Below are 20,903 nucleotides of genomic sequence, written 5' to 3' on the forward strand. Positions count from 1 at the left end.
GTGCTGGTGATTCGCGCCGACCTGGTTGATGCCATGGTCGCGCACGCCCGCGCCGACCATCCCGACGAGGCGTGCGGCGTGCTCGCCGGCCCGGAGGGCAGCGACCGTCCCGAGCGGCACATCGCGATGCTCAACGCCGAACGGTCGCCGACGTTCTACCGCTTCGACTCCATGGAGCAGCTCAAGGTGTGGCGGGCGATGGACGAGGCCGACGAGGTGCCCGTCGTCATCTACCACTCGCACACCGGCACCGAGGCTTATCCCAGCCGCACTGACATCGCGTTGGCGTCCGAACCCGATGCGCACTACGTGCTGATCTCCACCCGCGACCCCGACGAGCACGAGCTGCGCAGCTACCGCATCGTCGACGGCGTCGTCACCGAAGAACCCGTCAAGATCGTCGAGCAGTACTAGAAAGGCTTGTCCATGGCAGTCACCGTTTCCATCCCGACCATCCTGCGCAGCCACACCGGCGGCGAGAAGCGCGTCACCGCGTCCGGTGCCACGCTCAAAGACGTGATCAGCGACCTGGAGTCCAACTACTCGGGCATCTCCGAGCGTCTGGTCGATAACGGCAAGCTGCACCGCTTCGTCAACATCTACGTCAACGACGAGGATGTGCGGTTCTCCGGCGGGCTGGACACCGCGATCTCCGACGGCGATTCGGTGACGATCCTGCCGGCCGTCGCAGGCGGTTCGTGACGTGACGTCGCGGCCATCCGCGAGACTGTTGTTATCGAGGCCTCTACTCGCACTTTCGCCCGCTAACGACAGTCTCGACGCGCCGAGTGGGGCGGGCGTCGCATGACCCGGTACGACTCGCTGCTGCAGGCCCTGGGCAACACGCCACTGGTCGGGCTGCAGCGGCTCTCACCGCGCTGGGACGACGAGCCTCATGTGCGGCTGTGGGCCAAGCTCGAGGACCGCAACCCGACGGGCTCCATCAAGGACCGGCCCGCGCTGCGGATGATCGAGCAGGCCGAGCGCGACGGGCTGTTGAAGCCTGGCGCGACGATCCTCGAGCCCACCAGCGGCAACACCGGGATATCCCTGGCAATGGCGGCCCTGCTCAAGGGCTACCAGTTGATCTGCGTGATGCCGGAGAACACCTCCATCGAGCGACGGCAGCTGCTCGAGCTCTACGGCGCGCGCATCATCTACTCGCCCGCCGAGGGCGGCTCCAACACCGCCGTCGCGCACGCCAAAGAGCTTGCCGCACAAAACCCGTCGTGGGTGATGCTGTACCAGTACGGCAACCCGGCCAACACGCTGTCGCACTACGAGGGCACCGGCCCCGAGCTGTTCGCAGACCTGCCGGAGATCACCCACTTCGTCGCCGGACTGGGCACGACGGGCACGCTGATGGGCACCGGCCGGTATCTGCGCGAAAAGGTGCCCGACATCCAGATCGTGGCCGCCGAGCCGCGCTACGGCGAGGGCGTCTACGCGCTGCGCAACATCGACGAGGGCTTCATCCCCGAGCTGTATGACCCCGACGTGCTGACCACCCGCTACTCGGTCGGCTCCTACGAGGCCATCAAACGCACCCGCGAACTGGTGCAGCAGGAGGGCATCTTCGCGGGCATCTCGACGGGCGCTGTCCTGCACGCCGCACTGGGGATGGCGGCCAAGGCGGTCAAGGCGGGAGAGCGGGCCGACATCGCGTTCGTGGTGGCCGACGCCGGTTGGAAGTATCTGTCGACCGGTGCCTACGCCGGTAGCCTGGACGAAGCCGAAGACGCTCTGGAAGGGCAGCTATGGGCATGACAGCTCAGGAGCCGAAGAAGCGACCCGCGTGGATGGTCGGCGGCATCACGATCGTCAGCTTCGTCGTGCTGCTGTACGTCATCGAACTGTGGGACAACCTGACCGGGCACAACCTGGACCACAACGGCATCCGCCCGCTGGAGACCGACGGGTTGACGGGCATCATCTTCGCGCCGTTGTTGCATTCCAACTGGCAGCACCTGCTCGCGAACACGGGTCCGGCGCTGGTGCTGGGCTTCCTGATGACGCTGGCCGGGCTGTCCCGGTTCATCTTCGCCAGCGCGATCGTCTGGATCGTCGGCGGCTTCGGCACCTGGCTGATCGGCAACGTCGGCGCGCCGTACGGCGTCGAGACCAACCACATCGGCGCGTCCGGCCTGATCTTCGGTTGGCTGACATTTTTGATCGTGTTCGGGTTCTTCACCCGCAAGGCGTGGGAGATCGTCGTCGGGGTGATCGTGCTGTTCGTCTACGGCAGCATCCTGCTCGGCGTGCTGCCGGGAACGTTCGGGGTGTCGTGGCAGGGGCATCTGTGTGGTGCGATCGCCGGCGTCATCGCCGCCTATGTGCTGTCCGGGCCTGAGCGCAAGGCCCGGGAATCGCGCAAACGCGGGGTCCAGCCATATCTGACGTCGTGAGCGACCGGTTGGCGCCCGTCGGGATCTTCGATTCCGGCGTCGGCGGGCTCACGGTGGCCCGGGCGATCATCGATCAACTGCCCGACGAGGACATCATCTACGTCGGCGACACCGCCAACGGGCCGTACGGGCCGCTGACCATCCCGGAGGTTCGCGCGCACGCGCTCGCGATCGGTGATGACCTGGTGGCGCGCGGCGTCAAGGCCTTGGTGATCGCGTGCAACACCGCGTCGTCGGCCTGCCTGCGCGATGCCCGCGAGCGCTACGCGCCGGTGCCCGTCGTCGAGGTCATCCTGCCCGCGGTGCGCCGGGCGGTGGCCACCACGCGCAATGGCCGTATCGGCGTGATCGGCACCGCGGCGACGATCGCGTCGGGGGCATATCAGGATGCGTTCGCCGCGGCGCGTGACACCGAGGTGATCGGCGTGGCGTGCCCGCGGTTCGTCGACTTCGTGGAGCGCGGGGTGACCAGCGGGCGGCAGGTGCTGGGGCTGGCGGAGGGTTATCTGGAGCCGCTGCAGCGCGCCGAGGTGGACACGCTGGTGCTGGGCTGTACGCACTACCCGATGCTGTCCGGTCTGATCCAGTTGGCGATGGGCGAGAACGTCACGCTGGTGTCCAGTGCCGAGGAGACCGCGAAGGATTTGCTGCGAGTGCTCACCGAATTGGACCTTCTGCGGCCGCACGATGCACCGCCCGCCCGTCGGCAGTTCGAGGCCACCGGCGATCCTGAGGCGTTCACCACATTGGCGGCCCGATTTCTCGGGCCGACGCTTGATGGTGTTCGGCCCGTCAAACGTCACGTCGCCGCCCAAACATGACGTTGGTCGCCCAATGGAGTGATGTTTTCGGCATGTGAATGTCGAGCATGGCAAGCTAGTGTGCGTGCGAATCACCGTCCTCGGTTGCACCGGCAGCGTCGTCGGTCCTGATTCGCCAGCTTCGGGCTATCTCGTCCACGCCCCCGATACGCCCCCTTTGGTGATCGATTTCGGCCCCGGGGTGCTCGGCGCGCTGCAGCGCTACGCCGATCCGAACGACGTGCATATCCTGCTTTCGCATTTGCACGCCGACCATTTTCTGGACCTGCCGGGCTTATTTGTCTGGCGGCGCTATCACCCGTCGCCAGCAAAGAAGCGAGGGGTGATGTACGGCCCGGCCAACACATGGGCCCGGCTGGGTGCGGCGTCGTCGCCCGAGGGCGGTGAGATCGACGATTTCTCCGACATCTTCGAGATCCGGCACTGGGCCGACAAGCAGTCCGTACAGATCGGGTCGTTGACGGTCGAATCGCGGTTGGTGTGTCACCCGACCGAGTCCTACGGGATGCGCATCACCGATCCGTCGGGTGCGACGTTGGTGTACAGCGGCGACACCGGCTACTGCGATGCGCTGATCGAACTGGCCCGCGGCGCCGACATTTTCCTGTGCGAAGCGTCGTGGACGCATTCGCCGGACCGGCCGCCCAAGCTGCACCTGTCGGGCACCGAGGCCGGGATGGCCGCTGCCGCCGCGGGCGTTTCCGAACTGCTGCTGACCCACATTCCGCCGTGGACGTCACGCGAGGACGTGATCAGCGAGGCCAAAGCGGAGTTCGACGGACCGGTGCACGCGGTGACGTGCGGGGAAACCATCAACGTCACCCGTTAGGGTTGGCGAGTGTCCAGTCGAGAAGACGGGCGGCTCGATGACGAGCTGCGTCCGGTAGTCATCACCCGCGGTTTCACCTCACATCCGGCCGGCTCCGTGCTGGTGGAGTTCGGCCAGACCCGCGTCATGTGCACGGCGAGCGTCACCGAGGGCGTGCCGCGCTGGCGTAAGGGGTCGGGCCAGGGCTGGCTCACCGCCGAATATGCGATGTTGCCCGCCGCGACCCACGAGCGGTCCGATCGAGAGTCGGTCAAGGGGCGCATCGGCGGGCGGACTCAGGAGATCAGCCGGCTGATCGGGCGGTCGCTGCGAGCGTGCATCGATTTGGGCGCGTTGGGGGAGAACACCATCGCGCTCGACTGCGACGTGCTACAGGCCGACGGCGGCACGCGCACGGCGGCGATCACGGGCGCGTATGTCGCGCTGGCGGATGCGGTGACGTGGTTGTCGGCGGCGGGCCGGTTGTCAGATCCGCGGCCGCTGTCGTGTGCGATCGCGGCGGTGTCCGTCGGCGTGGTCGACGGACGCATCCGGGTGGACCTGCCGTATTCGGAGGACGCGCGTGCCGAGGTCGACATGAACGTCGTCGCGACGGATACCGGCACGCTGGTGGAGATTCAGGGCACGGGCGAGGGGGCGACGTTCGCGCGCTCGACGCTGGACAAGATGCTCGACGTGGCGCTGGCCGCGTGCGACAAGCTGTTCGAGGTGCAGCGTAAGGCGCTGGAGTTGCCGTATCCGGGGGTGCTGCCGGAGTCGTCGGAGCCGCCGAAGAAGGCGTTCGGAAGCTGACCTCTCTTTTGGTCGCCAGCCGGAACTCTAAGAAGCTGGCCGAACTGCACCGGGTGCTCATGGCTGCCGGTGTTTCGGGGTTGACGCTGTTGTCGCTGGACGACGTGCCGCCGTTCGACGAGGCGCCGGAGACGGGGGCCACGTTTGAAGAGAACGCATTGGCCAAGGCGCGGGACGCATTTCGTGCTACGGGGCTGCCGTCGGTGGCCGACGATTCCGGGCTGTCGGTGGACGCGCTGAACGGGATGCCGGGGGTGTTGTCGGCGCGGTGGTGCGGTCGGCATGGCGATGATGCGGCGAATACGGCGTTGTTGCTGGCGCAGCTGTCGGATGTGCCTTCGGAGCGTCGGGGTGCGGCGTTCGTGTCGGCATGCGCGCTGGTGTCCTCGGCCGGGGAGGTCGTGGTGCGCGGCGAGTGGCAGGGCAGCATCGTGCGTGAGCCGCGCGGTGAGGGCGGGTTCGGTTATGACCCGGTGTTCTTGCCTGCAGGGTCATCGCGCACGGCTGCCGAGCTGAGCCCGTCCGAGAAGGACGCGGTGTCGCATCGGGGGCGGGCGTTGCGGCTGCTGGTACCGGCGCTGCGGGAGCTCGCGGGCTGATTTTGCGCCTTGGCGCCGACTGTGCGGTTTCATACGCGACGCGCCGTGGCGTGCGGATGAAATCGCACAGTCAAGGCCGCTACAGGTTGAACTGCTGCTTGATTTCCTTGGTGCGGAAGTGCTCGACGATGATGCCGAGCAGCGGGATCGTCCCGGCGAGCAGCACGCCGATGGTCTTGCCGATGGGCCAGCGCACCTTCACCGCGAGGTTGGCAGCGAACAGCAGGTAGATGAAGTACACCCAGCCGTGCACGACGGCGATCCAGTTCAGGCCCTCCACGCCGAATCCGTACTTCATCACCATCTCGTAGCACAGGGCGATGAGCCAGATACCGGTTGTCCAGGCCAGCACGCGGTAGCCGAGCAGGGCCTTGCGGATGGTTTCGACGGGGGTAGTGGTCGGGGTTTCGGTCACTGTTCCTTGTCTTTCTTGGCCAGCTCGGCGAGGTAGGCGTTGTACTCGCGGAGGGTGGGATCGTCATCGGAATGGGTTGAGGGCTTGGGCCGTTCGGGCAGTAGGTCTTGAGGGATTTCGGTGACGGTGTCGGGCTTGTGCGGCTCGGGCGGGGCCTCTTCGTAGCGGACGAACTTGTAGTAGGCGTAGACGCAGAACCCGGCGAATAGCGGCCATTGCAGGGCGTAGCCGAGGTTCTGGAAGCTGCCCGACGTCGACTCGAAGCGGGTCCACTGCCACCAGGCCAAGGCGAGGCAGCCGGCAGCGGCAACGATTACCAGCGCGACGAGCGCTGGTCTCCTACGCCGTGTAGTGGACACCATTCAACGGTACCGCGATGGCTTTTGGACCGACGAACTCGTCCAACCGGGCGGTCGCGGCCTTGCGGTAGATCGCGCCGTCGGTCATGTCGGCGGCGATGAGGCGTTGCACTTCGTTGAATTCCTCTGCCGACCGCACGTCCGCCCCCGTCGTTGAACACAAGTTATGCGGCGCCACCGACAGATTTCGTCGACGTCGGAAGCGGTACGATCGTTGGGCTTGCGGGCGTGGTGGAACGGCAGACACGATGGCTTTAGGTGCCATTGCTCGAAAGAGCGTGGGGGTTCGAATCCCTCCGCCCGCACCATGCCCAGAGGTCCCAATGTGTGCGGCTCCCCGCGTCAACACACGCTGACGCGCCGGCGAGAGTGGCTGCGCGATTCCCCCATAGCGTCACGGAACGACGATGAACCGGCCGCCTCGCAGTGGGCGCAATACTTCGAAATGCCGGCGGTCGAGGGTGACGATGGTTCGAGTTTGGTATCGATCCGCCAGTACGACGTTCGACGCATCTGCCACTCCGATGTTCTGGTCGCGATACTTCTTGACCACCGAGGCGGCAAGCTCTAGGTCCGAGCCGCCTATGGCGGCTAATTCCCATGCGCCACTGGACAATTCACCCAGCACTGCGAGTTTCGCATCTACGCCAACGCGAGTAGCGACGAGATAGTCGAGTTCGGCGACCACGTACGGCGAGATTACGAGCGGGTCCTCGTTTCCATCGATGACTCGCGCGACTGCGTCATGATCAGGTTCGCCGGCATCGAAATAGGCGAGAAGCGCACTGGTGTCGATGATCACCGCTCACCGAAGCCGTCGAGGAGCTCATCAACGCGGCGGGCGATTGGCTGCTTGCCGGTGTAGAGGCCGCCCCGCGGCCGTGGTTTGGCACTACCGACTCCCGCGCGGATGGATTCGCGGATGACCTCAGCTTCGGATACTCCGCGTTGTCTAGCGGCGCGCTTCACTGCCGTCTTGAGGTCTTCAGGCAGGTAGATCGTCGTCTTGTCCACGTATATATGGTACCACCGGTGGCACTATACATACCGCCGCAGCTAATAGACCCTTCCCGCAGTAAGGTTGCCGCGATGGAGATGTGGGAGCTGATCGCCCGCGAACGCATCCGCGATACCCTCGCCCGCTACAACTGGTCGGGCGACGCGGGCCGCATCGAAGACCTGACGCAAGCGTTCTGAGTTGACGGCGAACTCGAGGTGCGCGGCTTGACGACGGCTCGTGGCCGCGCCGCGATCGCACAGTTTCTCGGCGGCGTCACCGAGCAACCGGCGTCGTCGACAAGCACGGTCAAACGCATTGTGCGGCACAACGTGACCAACATCCGGTTCACCGCGGTGACCCGCCACCGGGCCGATGTCTCGTCATACTTCACCGTGTTCACCGAGATCGGGCTCGACCACTTCGGCCGCTACCGCGACGTGTTCGTCCCGCTCGGCGAGGACTGGTTGATCCAGAGCCGGTTCGTATCGACGGACTGGCATGCGCCCGATTCGACGATGGCGCGTCCTACACCTTGACCCCGACGGTGATCACGTCCGAGGCCCACCGCGTCCAGATCGGTCGACGGACGGGGTGCTGGTCGTCGACGGCCAACCCGGCTTCTTCGAACAGTGCCCGCACCTCCGCCGGCGACGGGTTGTGCGCGGGATTGCGCAGGCTGGCCGAGAGGCGTTCCAGCGGATAGGGGAGCGACGGGCTGATCGCCGCGACCGCTGCGAATCCTCCGGGCACGAGCACGCGGTGGAATTCGCGCAGTGCCGCGGGCTGGTCGAAGAAGTGAAACGCCGAGGTCGTCACGACGGCATCGAGGGCGCCGTCCTCGAAGGGGAGCTGCTCCGCCGGCGCCTTCAACCATTGCACCGTCGACGAGCGTGCTCGGGCCTGGGCCAGCATCCCGTCCGACATGTCGACCCCGTAGACCTCGTCGAGATGCAATTCGCGTTGGATGCGATCCGCAAGAATTCCTGTGCCGCAGCCGATATCGGCAACCCGGCGAGAACCGTGCTTACGTAGCGCACCGATGATCTCGTCCTGCGGCGGACGGTATGCCCAACGTTGCACAAAGCCGGTGTCGTAGAGCGGAGCGGCCACACTCCAGAATCTTGTGACCGCGGTGTTGAACGCTCTGCCTCGTTCCGTCCTCATGCCACCATCCTGCTTTCCTTGAGCGTTGCAGTCGAGGCCGACCAAAATCCCACGAGCCCAACACGTACGGGATTAGTGATCCGACGCTTCTTCCGGCAGTAAGGACTCCAGCTGGGCCAACGTCGAGGTGAGCGTTTCCATCCGGTCCGCGCCGCCGGCGAGTTGGCGTCCAACGGCGCAACCGACCACGAACGTCGACAGTGGAGTGAACTTGCGCTCCACTCGGTGGGCGACATCGCGCGCGGCATCGAGCAGGCGGCTGGTTTCTGCAGGCGTCAGTGGCTCCTCGCCAAGGGTGCGGGCGAGCTCGTCGATCCAGTTGTCCATGGTTCCTCCCGGGTGATCCTGTCCCTATCGTGCCTCGTGTGCCCAGAAGGCCAAATTGGTCATAAATACTAAAAATGGCGAAGTACGGCGACATCAGAGGCAACCTGGTGTGGTCGGGGCGATCGTGCCGTGGAACTTCCCCGTTCGAGGTCACAAGGCTGGTCAGTTCGGCGGTTCGGATCATCGGAGACAACCCGGGTTTCGAGGCGCAACTGCGCGACGACCGCAGCACGATCCCGGCCTTCCTTGAAGAGACATTGCGGATGGAAAGCCCGGTCAAGGCGCACTTCCGGATGGCTCGCACGACCACCACCATCGGAGATGTCAAGGTGCCTGCGGGCACGACGGTCATGCTTCTTCCCGGTGCGTGCAATCGGGACGAACGGAAGTTCCCTGATCCCAACATGTTCCGCCCCGATCGACCGAACGTGCGCGAGCAGATCGCCTTCATCCGGGGCGTTCACTCCTGTCCAGGTGCGCCGTTGGCTCGAGCAGAGGGCCGGATCTCCCTGAACAGGATCCTCGACCGGATGCGTGACATCACCATCTCCACCGAGCACCACGGCCCGTCAGGGGACCGCCGCTACACCTACGAGCCGACTTTCATCATGCGCGGGCTCAGTGAACTGCACATAACGTTCACACCGGTCGGTTGAGAAGGGAAGTTGTTGTGGGCCAACTCATCATGCTCGGCACGCTGTTCGGACTGATCGTGCTCATATTCGGTCTGGTGATCTACTTCGACCCCGAAGCCCGCGGCCACGAGCGCGACCAGTGAGCACCGAGCTGACGCCGTTGCTGACGGCGGCGGTGATCTTCGGCTGGGGCGGCGGCATCCTGTTCACCGCGATCGGCGTGTACCTGAGCATTCGCCGCGGCCGACTGCATCCCCTACTGCTGCTGTGTATCTCGGCGATCTCGTTCTCCTGGATCGAGGCACCCTACGACTGGGCGATGTACGCGCAGTTCCCGCCCGCGCTGCCCCGCATGCCGTCCTGGTGGCCGTTGAACATGACGTGGGGTGGGCTGCCGTCGTCGGTGCCCGTCGGCTACGTCTCCTACTTTGTTCTGCCCGCGGTGATCGGAGCAGCGCTCGGGCGATGGATCAGTGCGCGGTTCAACGTGCGCAGACCTACAACCCTGTTGACCGTCGGTCTTGTCGTCGGCTTCTGCTGGGCGCTGTTCTTCAACGCGGTCATCGGAGCGCAGCTCGGTGTCTTCCACTACGGCTATGTGATCCCAGGGTTGGCGATCTTCGAGGGGACCAAGCATCAGTACCCGATCTACGACGCCATCGCGATGGGTGTGCAGATGATGGTGTTCACCTACCTGCTCGGGAGGACGGACTCCCAGGGCCGAAATGTCATCGAGATGTGGTCCGACAAGGTGTCGAAGACCCGTCTGCAATCGGCAGTCGTATCCGTCGCCTCTGTCATCGTCATCGGAAATGTCTTGTACGGTGCTGTTTTCGCGCCCCACCTCGCCACGAAACTGGGCGGTTGGGTGACCTCAGGCCCATCGGAGCAGTTGTTCCCGGGTGTGCCGAACCAGCCCAGATAGGCGGGGCCCCACCGCTACCGTGTTCATGTGAGCAGGGTCAGCAAGCTGACGGTTCAGTATTCAAGCTGGCTGGTGCTCGCATATCTGTTGTCCGTCGCCGCAGCGGTCGCAATTTTGATACCGCTGGGCGGCGAGGCGCTCGGGGGAGCGGCCGCCTACTTCAGCACCGCGAACGTGATCATCTCAGTCGTGCTGGTCGTCGTCGGAACCATTGTGGTGGCGGTGGGCGGAGCGCTGAACATTGCCCCGACATTGCGGTGGTTCGTTCCCGGGCACGCGCCGGATCCGCGTCAGCGTCGAGTGGCGATGAAACTGCTCGGCCGCCAGTCCGCACTCCTCGCGGCGACGTGGTTCGTCAGTGGGGCGATCTCGGTTCTGATGAATCTTGATGGTGGGGTTTCCATTGCGGTGCCGACCCTCTTCGGCGTCGTGTTCGGTGGATCCGCCGCGGCCGGAATCGGTCTTCTGGTGACTCAGCGCGTCGTGCGCCCGATCATCGTCGCCGCGTCACACAGCTCGGAAGGCGTGGTCACCGCACCGGGCGTGTTGGCCCGGCTGGTTCTGCTGTGGGTCCTGTGCAGCGCACTGCCTTCCGCTGTCATTGTCGCCCTTGTCTTTGTGCGATCCAAGGGCTGGCTCATCCCGCAGACTGCGTCCATCGAGGGCGCCGTGCTGGTGGTGTCACTCGCGGCGGTGCTTCTCGGACTGCCGACGATGATCTTGACGTCGCGATCCATCTCCGAGCCGATCGGCGAGGTCGTCGACGCGATGGCCGAGGTCGAACAAGGTCGGATCGACACGTACGTCGACGTGGTCGAGCGCTCCGAAATCGGCCGACTGCAAAGTGGATTCAATCGGATGGTCGCGGGGCTGGCCGAACGCGAGCGACTGCGCGATCTGTTCGGCCGCCACGTCGGTGTGGACGTCGCCCGTCGCGCCATCGACGAGGGCGCGTCGCTGACAGGGGATGTACAGGAAGCCGCAATCCTGTTCATCGATCTGGTGGGCTCCACGGCGCTGGCGCAGAGTCGCGCGCCGCAAGAGGTCGCTGACGTGCTCAACGAATTCTTCCGCATCGTCGTCAGTGCCGTCGACGAACACCAGGGACTGATCAACAAGTTTCAGGGCGACGCCGCACTCGCGGTGTTCGGGGTGCCGCTGCGGACTACCGATGCGGCAGCGGCGGCACTGGCGACCGCACGCAGCCTGGCCGGCCAGCTGCAGCAGCTACCGACGGTCGACTTCGGCATCGGTGTCTCGGCGGGCCGAATCTTCGCTGGCAACATCGGCGCCGAAAACCGCTACGAATACACGGTGATCGGCGATCCCGTCAACGAGGCGGCGAGGCTGGCCGACCTGGCCAAGACCTCAGAGCGGCGGATTCTGTGTTCGGCGGCGGCGGTCGATCGCGCCGATCCGGCGGAACGCGAGCGGTGGGCCGCGCAGGGTACGACGGTGCTGCGGGGCCGCGCCGAAGCAACAAGCATCTTCGCGCCGACGGTCTAACCAGCTCTCTCGTAACGGGTCCCGCGCGGTTCGCGGACCCACAGCTCACCATCTCCTGCGGTGGGTCCCTGCGCGGCCAGTTCACGCTTGAGCACCTTGTGCGTCGCGGTGGTGGGTAGGCTGGCGGCGATGCGGACGTACCTCGGCCAGGCCTTGGGCGACAAATCCCGTTGCGCGGCAAGGAATGCCTCGAATGCGGCCGGATCCAGTGTGGCGCCGTCGTTGAGCACGATCGCGGCCATGATCTGGTCGCCGACGTGCTCGTCGGGCACCGGATAGACCGCGACCTGGTTGATATCGGGCAACCGCACCAGGATTCGCTCGATCGGGGCCGCCGCCATGTTCTCCCCGTCGACGCGCATCCAGTCTCCGCTGCGGCCCGCGAGGTAGATCCAGCCGTCTTCGTCGCGATACGCCAGGTCACCCGACCAGTACATGCCGTGCCGCATGCGTTCGGCGGTCGCATCGTCGGCCTTGTAGTAACCGGTGAAATACCCGCTGCCCGAAGTGTTGACCAGCTCGCCGACCGCCTCGTCGGCGTTGATCAGCGCACCGTTCTCGTCGAACCGTGCCGGCGGGCACTCCGTCACCGTGTCCGGGTTGTAGATCGCCACGCCCGGATATCCTTTGCCCAGTGAGCCTTTCGGTGTTCCCGGCTCCCGAGTGATGATGACGGCGTTCTCGGTGGAGCCGAAACCATCCCAGACGATGCAGCCGAATCTCCGTTGGAATTCTTCGATATCGCGATCGCTCGCCTCGTTGCCGAATGCGACGCGCAACGGATTGTCGGCGTCGTCAGGTTGCTCGGGCGTGGCCAATATGTAGGCCAGCGGCTTTCCGACGTAGTTCATGTATGTTGCGCCATAACGGCGAACGTCGTCCAAGAAGCGGGATGCCGAGAACTTCGCCGGTGCCATGGCCGCGCCGGTCGCGACGGCCACACCCCATCCGGCGACCAGCGCATTGGAGTGAAACAGCGGCATGGACAGATAGCAGGTGTCATCGCCGGTGACGTCGAACCGCGCCACCAGCGCCTCGCCCGACATCCTCACCATGAAATGCGATACCCGGACGGGTTTGGGGTCACCGCTGGTGCCCGACGTGAAAATCAACATGTAGGTGTCCATCGGCTCGGCCTCGCGATACGGCGTCAACTCCGGCGCGGCTGAGACGAGGCGGGCCCACTCGTCGCTCGACGAGTCGATGACGCGTACCCCGTCGAGGTCCAGGCCGTCCAGCAGGTCCCGGTGTTCGGCGTCCGTCACGACGATCTGGCAGTCGGCCCGGCGGATATCGGCGGCCAGCGCGTCCCACCGGCGGGTGGTGTTGAGCCCGACGAGCACATATCCGCCCAGGCCCGCGGCCGCCATCTGGTTGAGGAACTCGGGGGTGTTGCCCAGCAGCACACCGACGTGCAGAGGCCGGTCATGGTCGGCGAGCGTGAGTAGTGCGGCGGCACGGGCCGACGCGTCGCGGATGTGCTCGCGCCATGTCCAGGTCTGGTCGCCGTACTTCACCGCTACGGCATCCCTGGACGCGTGTTGCCGGAGCAGTTGCTGGATGGTGTCGGCCGTCATCTTGCTATTTTGCCCACATCGCTAGCGCGGTGACGCTGAGCCGCCACACCGAGTTTTGCACGAGGGCTGTGATCATCGAATGTACGACCCTCGTGCAGAATTCGACGGTCCAGGGGGCTAGTCAAGGCCGAAATCGATGACCCCGCGGATGATTTCGCCGTTGAGCAGGTCGGCGTAGGCGTCGTTGATGTCGTCGAGCCGATAGCGTTTGGTAATCATCTCATCCAGCTGAAGCTGTCCGGATTGGTAGAGACGTGCCAACCGGGCGATATCCGAGCGCGGATTGCACGACCCGAACACCGTGCCGACCAGATTCTTGTTCCACAGGATGAAGTCCTGCAACGCGATCTTGACCGACCGTGTTGTCTGCGCGCTCATTCCGGTGAGCACACACGTCCCGCCCTTGCGCGTCAGCTGCAGGGCGGCGTGCACGTCGTCACCGGTGATCAGCGACGGCGCGACGACCACACTGTCGGCCATCACCCCATAGGTCAGGTCGCGCACCAGGTCGGCCGCCTCCTCCGTCGACGCGACACTGTGCGTGGCACCGAATCCGAGCGCGGCCTTCCGCTTGAACTCGACGGGATCCACCGCGACGATCTGCGCGGCGCCGTTGATCCGCGCGCCCTGAATCGCGGCGGTGCCGATGCCGCCGGCGCCGATGACGACGACGGTGTCGCCGCCGCGCACGTTCGCGCGGTGAGCCGCCGAACCGTAGCCCGTCGGGATCGCACACGACAGCAACGCGCTGGGCACCAGCGGCAGGTGCGGGTCGATCTTCACCAGCGAGTTCACCGACACCACAGTGTGATTCGCGAACGCCCCGACCTTGGCGAGATGCCCGAGCGGGGTGCCGTTGGCGGTGTGGTGCCGGAACGTCTGATCGGCCGGCATACCCGGCGCCATCGTCTGGGCGCCGTAGTCGCAGAGGTACTCCATGCCCGACGCGCACCACCGGCACCGTCCGCACACCGCGACGAACGACATCACGACGTGGTCGCCCGCCGCGAAATCCGTTACCCCGTCGCCGACTTCGAGGACGACACCCGAGCCTTCGTGGCCACCGATCAGCGGGAACATCGGCGTCAACCCGAATTCGCGGGCCACCTCGTTGGACACCGACATATCGCCACGCAGAATGTGGTCGTCGGAGTGGCACAAGCCCGCCGCCGCCATTTCGACGAGCACTTCACCCGCGCGTGGTGGATCGAGCTCGATGTCCTCCACCGACCACGGCCCGCCGACGTCGTGCAGGATCGCCGCGCGGCTCCTCATGAGGCCGGACGGAACGTCACCGGCAATTTGTTGGGCGAGCGGAACGTCAGCCCGACGATCCCGACGTCGTCGTCGGCCGCCAACTCCAGATCCGTGACCCGGTCGAAGAGGCTGGTCAGCATCGCCCGCGTCTCCACTCGTGCGAGGTGCATGCCCAGACACATGTGAATGCCCCCGGCGAACGCGATGTGTGCGTGCCGCGGCCGGTGGATGTCGAAGGTATTGGGCTCGGCCCAGCGGGTTTCGTCGCGGTTGGCCGATCCGGTACACAGGTTGACCTGAGCGCCGGCCGGAATCGTCGTTCCGTGCATGACCACGTCACGCGTCGTCGTCCGCGGAACGCTGACCAGCGGCGTCTCGTAACGCAACGCTTCCTCGATGGCCGCAGGTATCAGGCCGCGGTCTTGCTGTACCGCGCGCAGCTGATCCGGATGCGTCAACAGCAGATACAGCAGATTGCCCGACGACCGGTACGTGGTCTCCAGACCGGCGGGCAACAGTAGGCGCAGGAACGAGATGATCGCGTCGTCGGTGAGCTTTTCGCCGTCGATCTCGGCGGCGACCAGGTCCCCGATGATGTCGTCGGTCATCGTGCGGCGGCGCTGCTCGACCTGCTCGAGGAAGTAATCGTGCAGCTCGACGGATGCGCGCAGGCCGGCCTCGATGTCGACCGAGATCGAGATCAGGTCGAACGACAGCCGCCGGAACAGCTCGAGATCGTCGGACGGCAGGCCGAGCAGCGCGGCCGTCACGCGCGTCGGGAACTCGAATGTCACCGCCTTGACGAGGTCCGCCTGCCCGGCGTCGCGGATCTCGTCGACCAGCGCGTCGCAGATCGGGTCGATGACGCTGGGTTCCCAGCGCTCGAGCGCACTGGCCCGAAAGGCCTTGGCCACCAGGCTTCGATGGTCGTGATGCTGCTTGCCGTGCATGGCCAGGATGGTCGGGCCGATCACCAGACCGATTGTCTGGTCGTAACCGTGCGAGCCGAACACCTCGTCGTTGCGGAACGCCGCGAACACGCTGTCGTAGTCGAACAGCGTCCACTCCTCGTCGGGCACCATCTCCGGGGGCGCCATGGAGTGGTCCATGATCGTGCCCCGCCACACGGGCTCGGTCTTGCGCTTGTACTCGAAGAACGGATACGGGTCTCCGGACATGTCCAGAGCGACCGGCTCATTGTCCGTGCTGATGGTCACCGATGCCTCCCGGCCGAGCCTCGCGACTCTGTCTTCCTATCTTTACTATTTTAGGTAATCTAGGTCAAGGACTCGTAAGGGGACGAGATGCAGCGTCGACCGGTGTGCGCCATCGAGGACCTGCCTCCTGGGACGATGAAGTTGGTGGAGGCCGGCAAGTTCGGCGTGGGCGTGTACAACATCGACGGCTCGCTGTATGCGATCGCGAACTATTGCGCACACGAGGGCGCACCGCTGTGTGCCGGATACGTCAGTGGCACCACGGAATACGCACCCGACGAACCGGACAAGCTGCGGCACGTGCGTGAAGGCCGCATCGTGCGATGCCCTTGGCACAACTGGGAGTTCGACATCACGACGGGGGAGGCGGTCGCCAAGCCGAGCAAGCGCGTTCGCACCTATGAGGTCGACGTCACCGACGGGCAGGTGTACCTCACGGCATGAGGATTATCGACGCGAACGTCCAGCCGCATTTCCGCTACAACGCGGAGATCCGGCGGTACCTGCCGGCCGCGCACAAGCTGCGCGCGATCCCCGACGTCGAGCAGCAGTGGTATCAGGCGCCCGGCGGGGACTACCGCCAGGATCTCTACGGTGACCATTACCCGGGCTCCGACCCCGACACCGTCGCCCGGCATCTGTTTGACGACGGCGGTGTCGATTGCGCGATCCTCAATCCGTTGACACGTGGCAACATCGCCGATTATCTGCTCAACAGCCGAATCTGCGCGGCGGTCAACGATTGGCTACTCGACCGGTGGCTCGAACCCGACGCTACCGGACGATTCCTCGGCACCATCCGCGTCAACCCCGAGGACCCGAAGGGTGCCGTCGCCGAGATCGAGCGTCTGGCCGGCCATCCGAAGATGATTCAGGTGGGCGTGCCGCTGCAATCGCGGGAGCCGTACGGCAAGCCGATGTTCGAGCCGATCTGGGAAGCCGCTGCGGCACATGGCCTGCCGGTGGCCGTGCACATCAACGGCGGCAACGGTGTTGATTACCCGCCGACGTTCGCGGGCCACGCGTTCACGTATCCGGGCTACGCGGCGTTCATGCCGTTGAACGGATTCGTGCACCTGGCAACGCTGATCATTGAAGGAATGTTCGGGCGCCATCCGGATCTGCGGTTCGTGTTCGCCGACGGTGGGTACGACGTCCTCACCCCGCTGATGTGGCGGCTCGACACGTTCTGGATGTCGATGCGCGACCAAACCCCTTGGGTGGACCGGTTTCCCAGCGAGTACCTGGCCGACCATGTGCGGTTTTGTTCGTCGGCGTTCGACGGGCCGACCGACGCCGGCCAGGCCGAGCGGTGGATGGATTTGACCGATAAGTCGGACCTGGTGATGTACGGCTCGAGCTATCCGCACTGGTCTTTCTCGACGCCGGGCGTCGTGGCCGCGGGACTCAGCGACGAACAGCGCGAGAAGGTGCTGTGGCGCAACGCAAGTGACCTGTACGGCGTCGCGGCCGAAGTCGAAGGAAGTCTGCCATGACAACAGTGGAAGCATCCAAAGATACGGCGCTGCGCGACATCGAGGTCACCATCGTCGACACCGATGTGCATCCGCTGCCGGTGTCGGCCGAGGTGCTGAAATCGTATGCCCCCGCGGAGTGGAGGGACACACTGTGGCCGACGGGCCACGCGGTGACGCCGACTTCGCACTTCTACGACACGCCGGATTCGTACAAGACGATGTCGATGCGCGTCGACGCGACGCCGCCCAGCGGTGGGGTGGCGGGCAGTGATCCCGACTTCGCCGCAAAGCAATTGCTGCTCGATGCCGGTGTGAGCATCGCGATCCTCGAGCCGATGTGCGACGCGCAACTGCCCCAGGCCGAACACGTGCTGAAGGCCACCTACAACGACTGGCTGGCTGATATTTGGCTGGGCGAGAACAACTGGCACGGCCGTTGGCGCGGCGCGATCAGCGTCACCGCACAGGATCCTGAGCTGGCTGCGCGTGAGATCGAGCGGTGGGCCGGGCATCCGTATATGGCCGAGGTGCTCATCACACCCCAGACGCGGGGCATTCCGTTTGGTAGCCCGCATTTCGATCCGCTGTACAAAGCCGCCGCGCGCCATGGCCTTCCGGTGGCGACCCATCTGATGGGGCAGACGCCGTTCGAACTGATACCGCTGTATCCGGTGGGCAATCCCGCACACTGGCATGACTTCTTCGCGTCCTGGCCGCTGCTGTACGTGTCGCATCTGATGAGCCTGGTGTTCGACGGCGCCTTCGACCGGCATCCCGATCTGCGGATCGTGTTCGTGGAAGGCGGTTTCACCTGGGCGATGCCGGTGATGTGGCGCATGGACCGAATCTGGGAGCAGCGCAAGAGCGATCTGCCGCATGTGCGCCGTAGGCCATCGGAGTATGTCCGTGAGCATGTGCGGTTCACCACGCAACCGCTCGAGGATGTCAACGCCGGCGTTTACCGCGAGTACCTGGAGATGATGGATCTCGGTGACATCTTGATGTTTTCGACGGACTATCCGCATTGGAGCTACGACTCGCCGGCCTGGGCGATCAAGCGGTTCCCCGCGGCGCAGCGCGAGCGCATCGTGCGTGGGAACGCCACCGCGCTGTATGGGCTGCCGGCTACGGTCAAGGCGCTTCCGGGTGAGCGGCTCGCCGCCGTCTGATGTGGCGGATCTTGTCCGCGACTACGACGAGCGTTGGACCAGACTGGATTTCGATGGGCTGGCGGATCTGTGGGAGCGGGATGGTCCGCAGCCGGTCTACATGGGCGAAGAGTACGCGGCGCCGCTGATCGGCAATGACGAGCTTGACCGGCACTGGGAGCGGATTGCCGGCAGGATCAAGGCGGCATCAGTGTCGGCGACGCCGTCGTGCGCGTGGTGCTGCTCAGCCGGTAGCGGCTGACGTCCCGCGAGTCAGACTTCGAGCACACCGGCGCCAGCTGGATCACCTGGCTACTGATTCGCCGTGGCGATCGGTATCGGATCTTCCATCACATGGAATCGCAGGTCTACCTGGCTGACTAGTGTTCCTCGAAATCGACACTGGCGCGAAGAAGTTCGAGTGCACTGCACTAACGTCGATCTCGCGCCATAACACACGACGACTAATCGTCCGCCACCAAGGGACCACCCTATTTTTCCGCGTCAGCATGTGCTGACGCGATTTCGCGAACTGTGCCGCCGGTATGGTCGGTGCGCGGTCGGCTGAGTTTCAAACCGATTGTCATCGGGATCGTAGAACCAGACGAACTCGTTGTTGACGCTCTGAGCGAGTTCGCTGACTTCGACGCCTCCGTCGACCAGCGCCTGCCGCAAGCGTTCGAGGTCACCGTTCATTACTACGACGACGTAACTATTGCGGTCGTTTTCCGCACGAGAACGCACACGACCCGTTGGAAGCTGCCACAACGTCACCTGCGAACCTGCAATGGCGTAGACCGCGAATGGATGATCCGCGATACCACTCTATAGAGGCAGCGACATCGCGTACCCGCAAGATCGTTGCGGCCATCAAGGCTTGGTCGAAAATGCCTGCCTTCATTTTCACTTGCCGGCGCGCCGCTCAACCTCGAGAGGCACCACCGGCGGACGCGCGGCGGGTCCACGTGTGATCGCGTTCAATCGAATCTCCGGCAGGTCCACCGACGGGTCGACGGTGTCCAACCACGCGACGGCCTCGGCGACGTCCGCAGCGCGTATCGCATACATCTCGAACGGCACGTCGGCCAGCATGTCGGTCTCGACCGGCCCGGGCGTGACGATGTGCACGTTGATCCCATCGCGGTCGACCTCAAACGCCAGGGCCCGCGCGAACGCGTTCATCCCGGCCTTCGACGCCGAGTAGGCCGTCCGTGCCCGCATCGGCTCATGCGCGGCCGAGGATGAGATGAATACGATCCGCGAACCCGCCGTCATCTTCGGCAACACTGCCGACGTGACGACGAAACACGAGTCCAGATTCGCCGAGATCGTTGCCCGCCATTGCGCGAAAGTCTGTTTGCGCGCGTAGGTTCCGCCCAATATCCCCGCCGCGTGCACCAGCAGGTCGATCCGATCCACCGCCTGCACCGCCGGTGCGAACCCGTCGGGATCGGCTGCGTCGGCGACAACATATCGCGCACCCATCTCCTGCGCGGCGGCACGCAACGGCTCCTCCCGCCGTGCGGTGAGTACGACGTCGTAGCCGAGTTCGACGAGCTTGCGGCCGCAGGCCTTTCCGATACCGCCGCTGCCACCGGTGATCAAGGCCGTTCGCACGCCGCACCTTTCAGCGCTGGCGGCGCGCCAACGCCTGCGGTGAAAGCGCCACGATCCGCTGTTCGGGATCGCCCGCCAACAGATAGGTGCGGGTGTCGGAGACGTGCCGCGCGGCCAGCTTGCGCGCCCGTTCCGCGTCACCGGCCTCGATCGCGTCGGTGATCTTGTTGTGCACGTTCAACGCGATACGGCGCTTGCTCAGCGACGGATACTCGCCGCGCGCCGTCGTCTCGTCGGCCCACCACTGCAGGTGGCTCGTCCACAGCGTCTCCAGGCTGCCGACCACCGCGACCATCGTGTGATTGCCGCAGCCACGCACGATCTCGTCGTGGAACTGGCCGCCGATCTCCGTGAAGCGCGCACCGTCCTCGATGTGTTCAGCCATCGCATCATTGAGTTCACGCAGCTTCGGGATCAACGTTTCGGCGCGGTCCGGGCGCCGCGCCGCGAGCGCGGCACACATCGGATCGAGTTCCTCGAGCGCGGTGCCGAGATCGGCCAGCGGCACATAGTCGCTCTGCAACAGCAGCCCCAACATGTATGCGGCGCTCGCCTTCGCGGGTGCGTGCACGACAGCGCCACCGCGATTGCCGCGCCGCACCGACAGCAGGCCCTCGGTCTCGAGGATTCGCAACGCTTCCCGCAACGACACCAGGCTGACGTTGAACTGCTCGACGAGCACCTCCTGGCGCGGCAGCAGGTCGCCGTCGGCGAGCTCACCGTCGATGATCTGCCTGCGAAGCTCGTCGGCAACGATCTCGGCGGTCCTGCGCGCCGACAACCGGCGTCGGGCCTCGGGGCCAATTCCCAGTGTTGTCATGTCTTAGCAATC

General features: G+C 65.2%; 27 protein-coding genes, 1 tRNA gene and 2 pseudogenes. 17 read left to right on the forward strand and 13 right to left on the reverse strand.

Features of this window, described 5'->3' with window-relative positions; all coding sequences use genetic code 11:
* The 8 genes from CWS39_RS06035 to rdgB all read left to right on the forward strand — a co-directional run bounded on the left by CWS39_RS06035 (nucleotide 1) and on the right by rdgB (nucleotide 5,446).
* Nucleotides 1–414: a M67 family metallopeptidase gene (locus CWS39_RS06035; RefSeq protein ID WP_102141997.1), complete on the forward strand. Its 414-nt coding sequence runs from the start codon at nucleotides 1–3 to the stop codon at nucleotides 412–414.
* Between the two features lie 12 nt (nucleotides 415–426).
* Nucleotides 427–702, forward strand: coding sequence for a MoaD/ThiS family protein (locus CWS39_RS06040; RefSeq protein ID WP_102141998.1), 276 nt, complete (start codon nucleotides 427–429; stop codon nucleotides 700–702).
* A gap of 102 nt (nucleotides 703–804) precedes the next feature.
* The gene (locus CWS39_RS06045; RefSeq protein ID WP_102141999.1) at nucleotides 805–1,767 is read left to right on the forward strand and encodes a cysteine synthase; all 963 of its coding nucleotides are present in this window, start codon (nucleotides 805–807) and stop codon (nucleotides 1,765–1,767) included.
* A complete protein-coding gene (locus CWS39_RS06050) occupies nucleotides 1,758–2,405 on the forward strand; it encodes a rhomboid family intramembrane serine protease (protein WP_102142000.1) in 648 nt (215 codons plus the stop codon). The genes CWS39_RS06045 and CWS39_RS06050 overlap by 10 nt, the downstream gene beginning before the upstream one ends.
* Nucleotides 2,402–3,226 (forward strand): glutamate racemase, encoded by an 825-nt coding sequence (gene murI / locus CWS39_RS06055; RefSeq protein WP_102142001.1) that lies wholly within the window; start codon nucleotides 2,402–2,404, stop codon nucleotides 3,224–3,226. Before CWS39_RS06050 ends, murI begins: the two co-directional genes overlap by 4 nt.
* 58 nt (nucleotides 3,227–3,284) lie before the next feature.
* Nucleotides 3,285–4,055: a cyclic nucleotide-degrading phosphodiesterase gene (locus tag CWS39_RS06060; protein ID WP_102142150.1), complete on the forward strand. Its 771-nt coding sequence runs from the start codon at nucleotides 3,285–3,287 to the stop codon at nucleotides 4,053–4,055.
* 9 nt (nucleotides 4,056–4,064) lie between these two features.
* On the forward strand, nucleotides 4,065–4,847 hold the full coding sequence (rph, locus tag CWS39_RS06065) for a ribonuclease PH (RefSeq protein WP_102142002.1): 783 nt from the start codon (nucleotides 4,065–4,067) through the stop codon (nucleotides 4,845–4,847).
* Nucleotides 4,844–5,446, forward strand: coding sequence for an RdgB/HAM1 family non-canonical purine NTP pyrophosphatase (rdgB, locus tag CWS39_RS06070; protein WP_102142003.1), 603 nt, complete (start codon nucleotides 4,844–4,846; stop codon nucleotides 5,444–5,446). The genes rph and rdgB overlap by 4 nt, the downstream gene beginning before the upstream one ends.
* Before the next feature lie 79 nt (nucleotides 5,447–5,525).
* On the opposite strand, the gene CWS39_RS06075 is transcribed toward rdgB, so the two are convergent.
* The 3 genes from CWS39_RS06075 to CWS39_RS28835 are packed head-to-tail and all read right to left on the reverse strand — an operon-like array spanning nucleotide 5,526 to nucleotide 6,359.
* Nucleotides 5,526–5,861, reverse strand: a complete 336-nt coding sequence (locus CWS39_RS06075) for a DUF3817 domain-containing protein (protein ID WP_102142004.1) — start codon at nucleotides 5,859–5,861, stop codon at nucleotides 5,526–5,528.
* A complete protein-coding gene (locus CWS39_RS06080) occupies nucleotides 5,858–6,220 on the reverse strand; it encodes a hypothetical protein (RefSeq protein ID WP_102142151.1) in 363 nt (120 codons plus the stop codon). The genes CWS39_RS06075 and CWS39_RS06080 overlap by 4 nt, the downstream gene beginning before the upstream one ends.
* Nucleotides 6,201–6,359 (reverse strand): hypothetical protein, encoded by a 159-nt coding sequence (locus CWS39_RS28835; protein WP_158240323.1) that lies wholly within the window; start codon nucleotides 6,357–6,359, stop codon nucleotides 6,201–6,203. The genes CWS39_RS06080 and CWS39_RS28835 overlap by 20 nt, the downstream gene beginning before the upstream one ends.
* An 83-nt stretch (nucleotides 6,360–6,442) precedes the next feature.
* Between CWS39_RS28835 and CWS39_RS06085 the strand changes: the two genes are divergently transcribed.
* Nucleotides 6,443–6,528 (forward strand) — tRNA-Leu (locus CWS39_RS06085).
* Between the two features lie 86 nt (nucleotides 6,529–6,614).
* Here the strand turns inward: CWS39_RS06085 and CWS39_RS06090 are convergent.
* Complete coding sequence (locus CWS39_RS06090) at nucleotides 6,615–7,022, reverse strand: PIN domain-containing protein (protein ID WP_102142005.1); 408 nt, start codon at nucleotides 7,020–7,022, stop codon at nucleotides 6,615–6,617.
* Nucleotides 7,019–7,234 (reverse strand): ribbon-helix-helix domain-containing protein, encoded by a 216-nt coding sequence (locus tag CWS39_RS06095; RefSeq protein WP_102142006.1) that lies wholly within the window; start codon nucleotides 7,232–7,234, stop codon nucleotides 7,019–7,021. Before CWS39_RS06095 ends, CWS39_RS06090 begins: the two co-directional genes overlap by 4 nt.
* Before the next feature lie 75 nt (nucleotides 7,235–7,309).
* Between CWS39_RS06095 and CWS39_RS06100 the strand changes: the two are divergent.
* Nucleotides 7,310–7,756: pseudogene (locus CWS39_RS06100) on the forward strand (nuclear transport factor 2 family protein).
* On the opposite strand, the gene CWS39_RS06105 reads toward CWS39_RS06100, so the two are convergent.
* Nucleotides 7,746–8,384, reverse strand: coding sequence for a class I SAM-dependent methyltransferase (locus tag CWS39_RS06105; RefSeq protein WP_102142007.1), 639 nt, complete (start codon nucleotides 8,382–8,384; stop codon nucleotides 7,746–7,748). The pseudogene CWS39_RS06100 and the gene CWS39_RS06105 overlap by 11 nt on opposite strands.
* 72 nt (nucleotides 8,385–8,456) lie before the next feature.
* Nucleotides 8,457–8,711 carry a DUF6457 domain-containing protein gene (locus CWS39_RS06110; protein ID WP_102142008.1) on the reverse strand — a complete coding sequence of 85 codons (255 nt, stop codon included), beginning with the start codon at nucleotides 8,709–8,711 and terminating at the stop codon, nucleotides 8,457–8,459.
* A gap of 152 nt (nucleotides 8,712–8,863) precedes the next feature.
* Here CWS39_RS06110 and CWS39_RS06115 point away from each other — a divergent pair.
* The 3 genes and pseudogenes from CWS39_RS06115 to CWS39_RS06125 all read left to right on the forward strand — a co-directional run.
* Nucleotides 8,864–9,367: pseudogene (locus CWS39_RS06115) on the forward strand (cytochrome P450); the annotation flags it as partial.
* Nucleotides 9,368–9,485: 118 nt separating this feature from the next.
* Entirely contained in the window at nucleotides 9,486–10,271 is a 786-nt protein-coding gene (locus tag CWS39_RS06120; protein ID WP_102142009.1) for a spirocyclase AveC family protein, read from the forward strand.
* A gap of 27 nt (nucleotides 10,272–10,298) precedes the next feature.
* On the forward strand, nucleotides 10,299–11,777 hold the full coding sequence (locus CWS39_RS06125) for an adenylate/guanylate cyclase domain-containing protein (protein ID WP_431306089.1): 1,479 nt from the start codon (nucleotides 10,299–10,301) through the stop codon (nucleotides 11,775–11,777).
* Here CWS39_RS06125 and fadD1 read toward each other — a convergent pair.
* The 3 genes from fadD1 to CWS39_RS06140 all read right to left on the reverse strand — a co-directional run bounded on the left by fadD1 (nucleotide 11,774) and on the right by CWS39_RS06140 (nucleotide 15,789).
* The gene (gene fadD1 / locus CWS39_RS06130; protein ID WP_102142010.1) at nucleotides 11,774–13,354 is read right to left on the reverse strand and encodes a fatty-acid--CoA ligase FadD1; all 1,581 of its coding nucleotides are present in this window, start codon (nucleotides 13,352–13,354) and stop codon (nucleotides 11,774–11,776) included. The genes CWS39_RS06125 and fadD1 overlap by 4 nt on opposite strands.
* Nucleotides 13,355–13,471: 117 nt before the next feature.
* Nucleotides 13,472–14,629 carry a Zn-dependent alcohol dehydrogenase gene (locus CWS39_RS06135; protein ID WP_102142011.1) on the reverse strand — a complete coding sequence of 386 codons (1,158 nt, stop codon included), beginning with the start codon at nucleotides 14,627–14,629 and terminating at the stop codon, nucleotides 13,472–13,474.
* Nucleotides 14,626–15,789, reverse strand: a complete 1,164-nt coding sequence (locus tag CWS39_RS06140) for a cytochrome P450 (protein ID WP_199177993.1) — start codon at nucleotides 15,787–15,789, stop codon at nucleotides 14,626–14,628. The genes CWS39_RS06135 and CWS39_RS06140 overlap by 4 nt, the downstream gene beginning before the upstream one ends.
* A gap of 126 nt (nucleotides 15,790–15,915) precedes the next feature.
* On the opposite strand from CWS39_RS06140, the gene CWS39_RS06145 reads away from it, so the two are divergent.
* Genes CWS39_RS06145 through CWS39_RS29475 form a run of 4 tightly spaced genes read left to right on the forward strand, consistent with a single transcriptional unit; the run spans nucleotide 15,916 to nucleotide 18,716 of the window.
* A complete protein-coding gene (locus CWS39_RS06145; RefSeq protein ID WP_102142013.1) occupies nucleotides 15,916–16,272 on the forward strand; it encodes a Rieske (2Fe-2S) protein in 357 nt (118 codons plus the stop codon).
* Nucleotides 16,269–17,324 carry an amidohydrolase family protein gene (locus tag CWS39_RS06150; RefSeq protein ID WP_102142014.1) on the forward strand — a complete coding sequence of 352 codons (1,056 nt, stop codon included), beginning with the start codon at nucleotides 16,269–16,271 and terminating at the stop codon, nucleotides 17,322–17,324. Before CWS39_RS06145 ends, CWS39_RS06150 begins: the two co-directional genes overlap by 4 nt.
* Nucleotides 17,321–18,475 carry an amidohydrolase family protein gene (locus tag CWS39_RS06155; protein WP_102142015.1) on the forward strand — a complete coding sequence of 385 codons (1,155 nt, stop codon included), beginning with the start codon at nucleotides 17,321–17,323 and terminating at the stop codon, nucleotides 18,473–18,475. The genes CWS39_RS06150 and CWS39_RS06155 overlap by 4 nt, the downstream gene beginning before the upstream one ends.
* Entirely contained in the window at nucleotides 18,453–18,716 is a 264-nt protein-coding gene (locus tag CWS39_RS29475) for a hypothetical protein (RefSeq protein ID WP_233213377.1), read from the forward strand. Before CWS39_RS06155 ends, CWS39_RS29475 begins: the two co-directional genes overlap by 23 nt.
* Nucleotides 18,717–18,958: 242 nt before the next feature.
* Here CWS39_RS29475 and CWS39_RS06165 read toward each other — a convergent pair whose 3' ends face one another.
* The 3 genes from CWS39_RS06165 to CWS39_RS06175 all read right to left on the reverse strand — a co-directional run bounded on the left by CWS39_RS06165 (nucleotide 18,959) and on the right by CWS39_RS06175 (nucleotide 20,891).
* A complete protein-coding gene (locus tag CWS39_RS06165) occupies nucleotides 18,959–19,228 on the reverse strand; it encodes a VOC family protein (RefSeq protein WP_142386809.1) in 270 nt (89 codons plus the stop codon).
* A 129-nt stretch (nucleotides 19,229–19,357) separates the two neighbouring features.
* A complete protein-coding gene (locus CWS39_RS06170; RefSeq protein WP_102142017.1) occupies nucleotides 19,358–20,071 on the reverse strand; it encodes an SDR family oxidoreductase in 714 nt (237 codons plus the stop codon).
* A 10-nt stretch (nucleotides 20,072–20,081) separates the two neighbouring features.
* Nucleotides 20,082–20,891, reverse strand: a complete 810-nt coding sequence (locus CWS39_RS06175) for a FadR/GntR family transcriptional regulator (RefSeq protein WP_102142018.1) — start codon at nucleotides 20,889–20,891, stop codon at nucleotides 20,082–20,084.
* Between the last annotated feature and the right edge of the window lie 12 nt (nucleotides 20,892–20,903).

Origin of the sequence: Mycobacterium hubeiense, from assembly GCF_002838065.1 — a bacterium.
Classification (GTDB): Bacteria; Actinomycetota; Actinomycetes; order Mycobacteriales; family Mycobacteriaceae; genus Mycobacterium; species Mycobacterium hubeiense.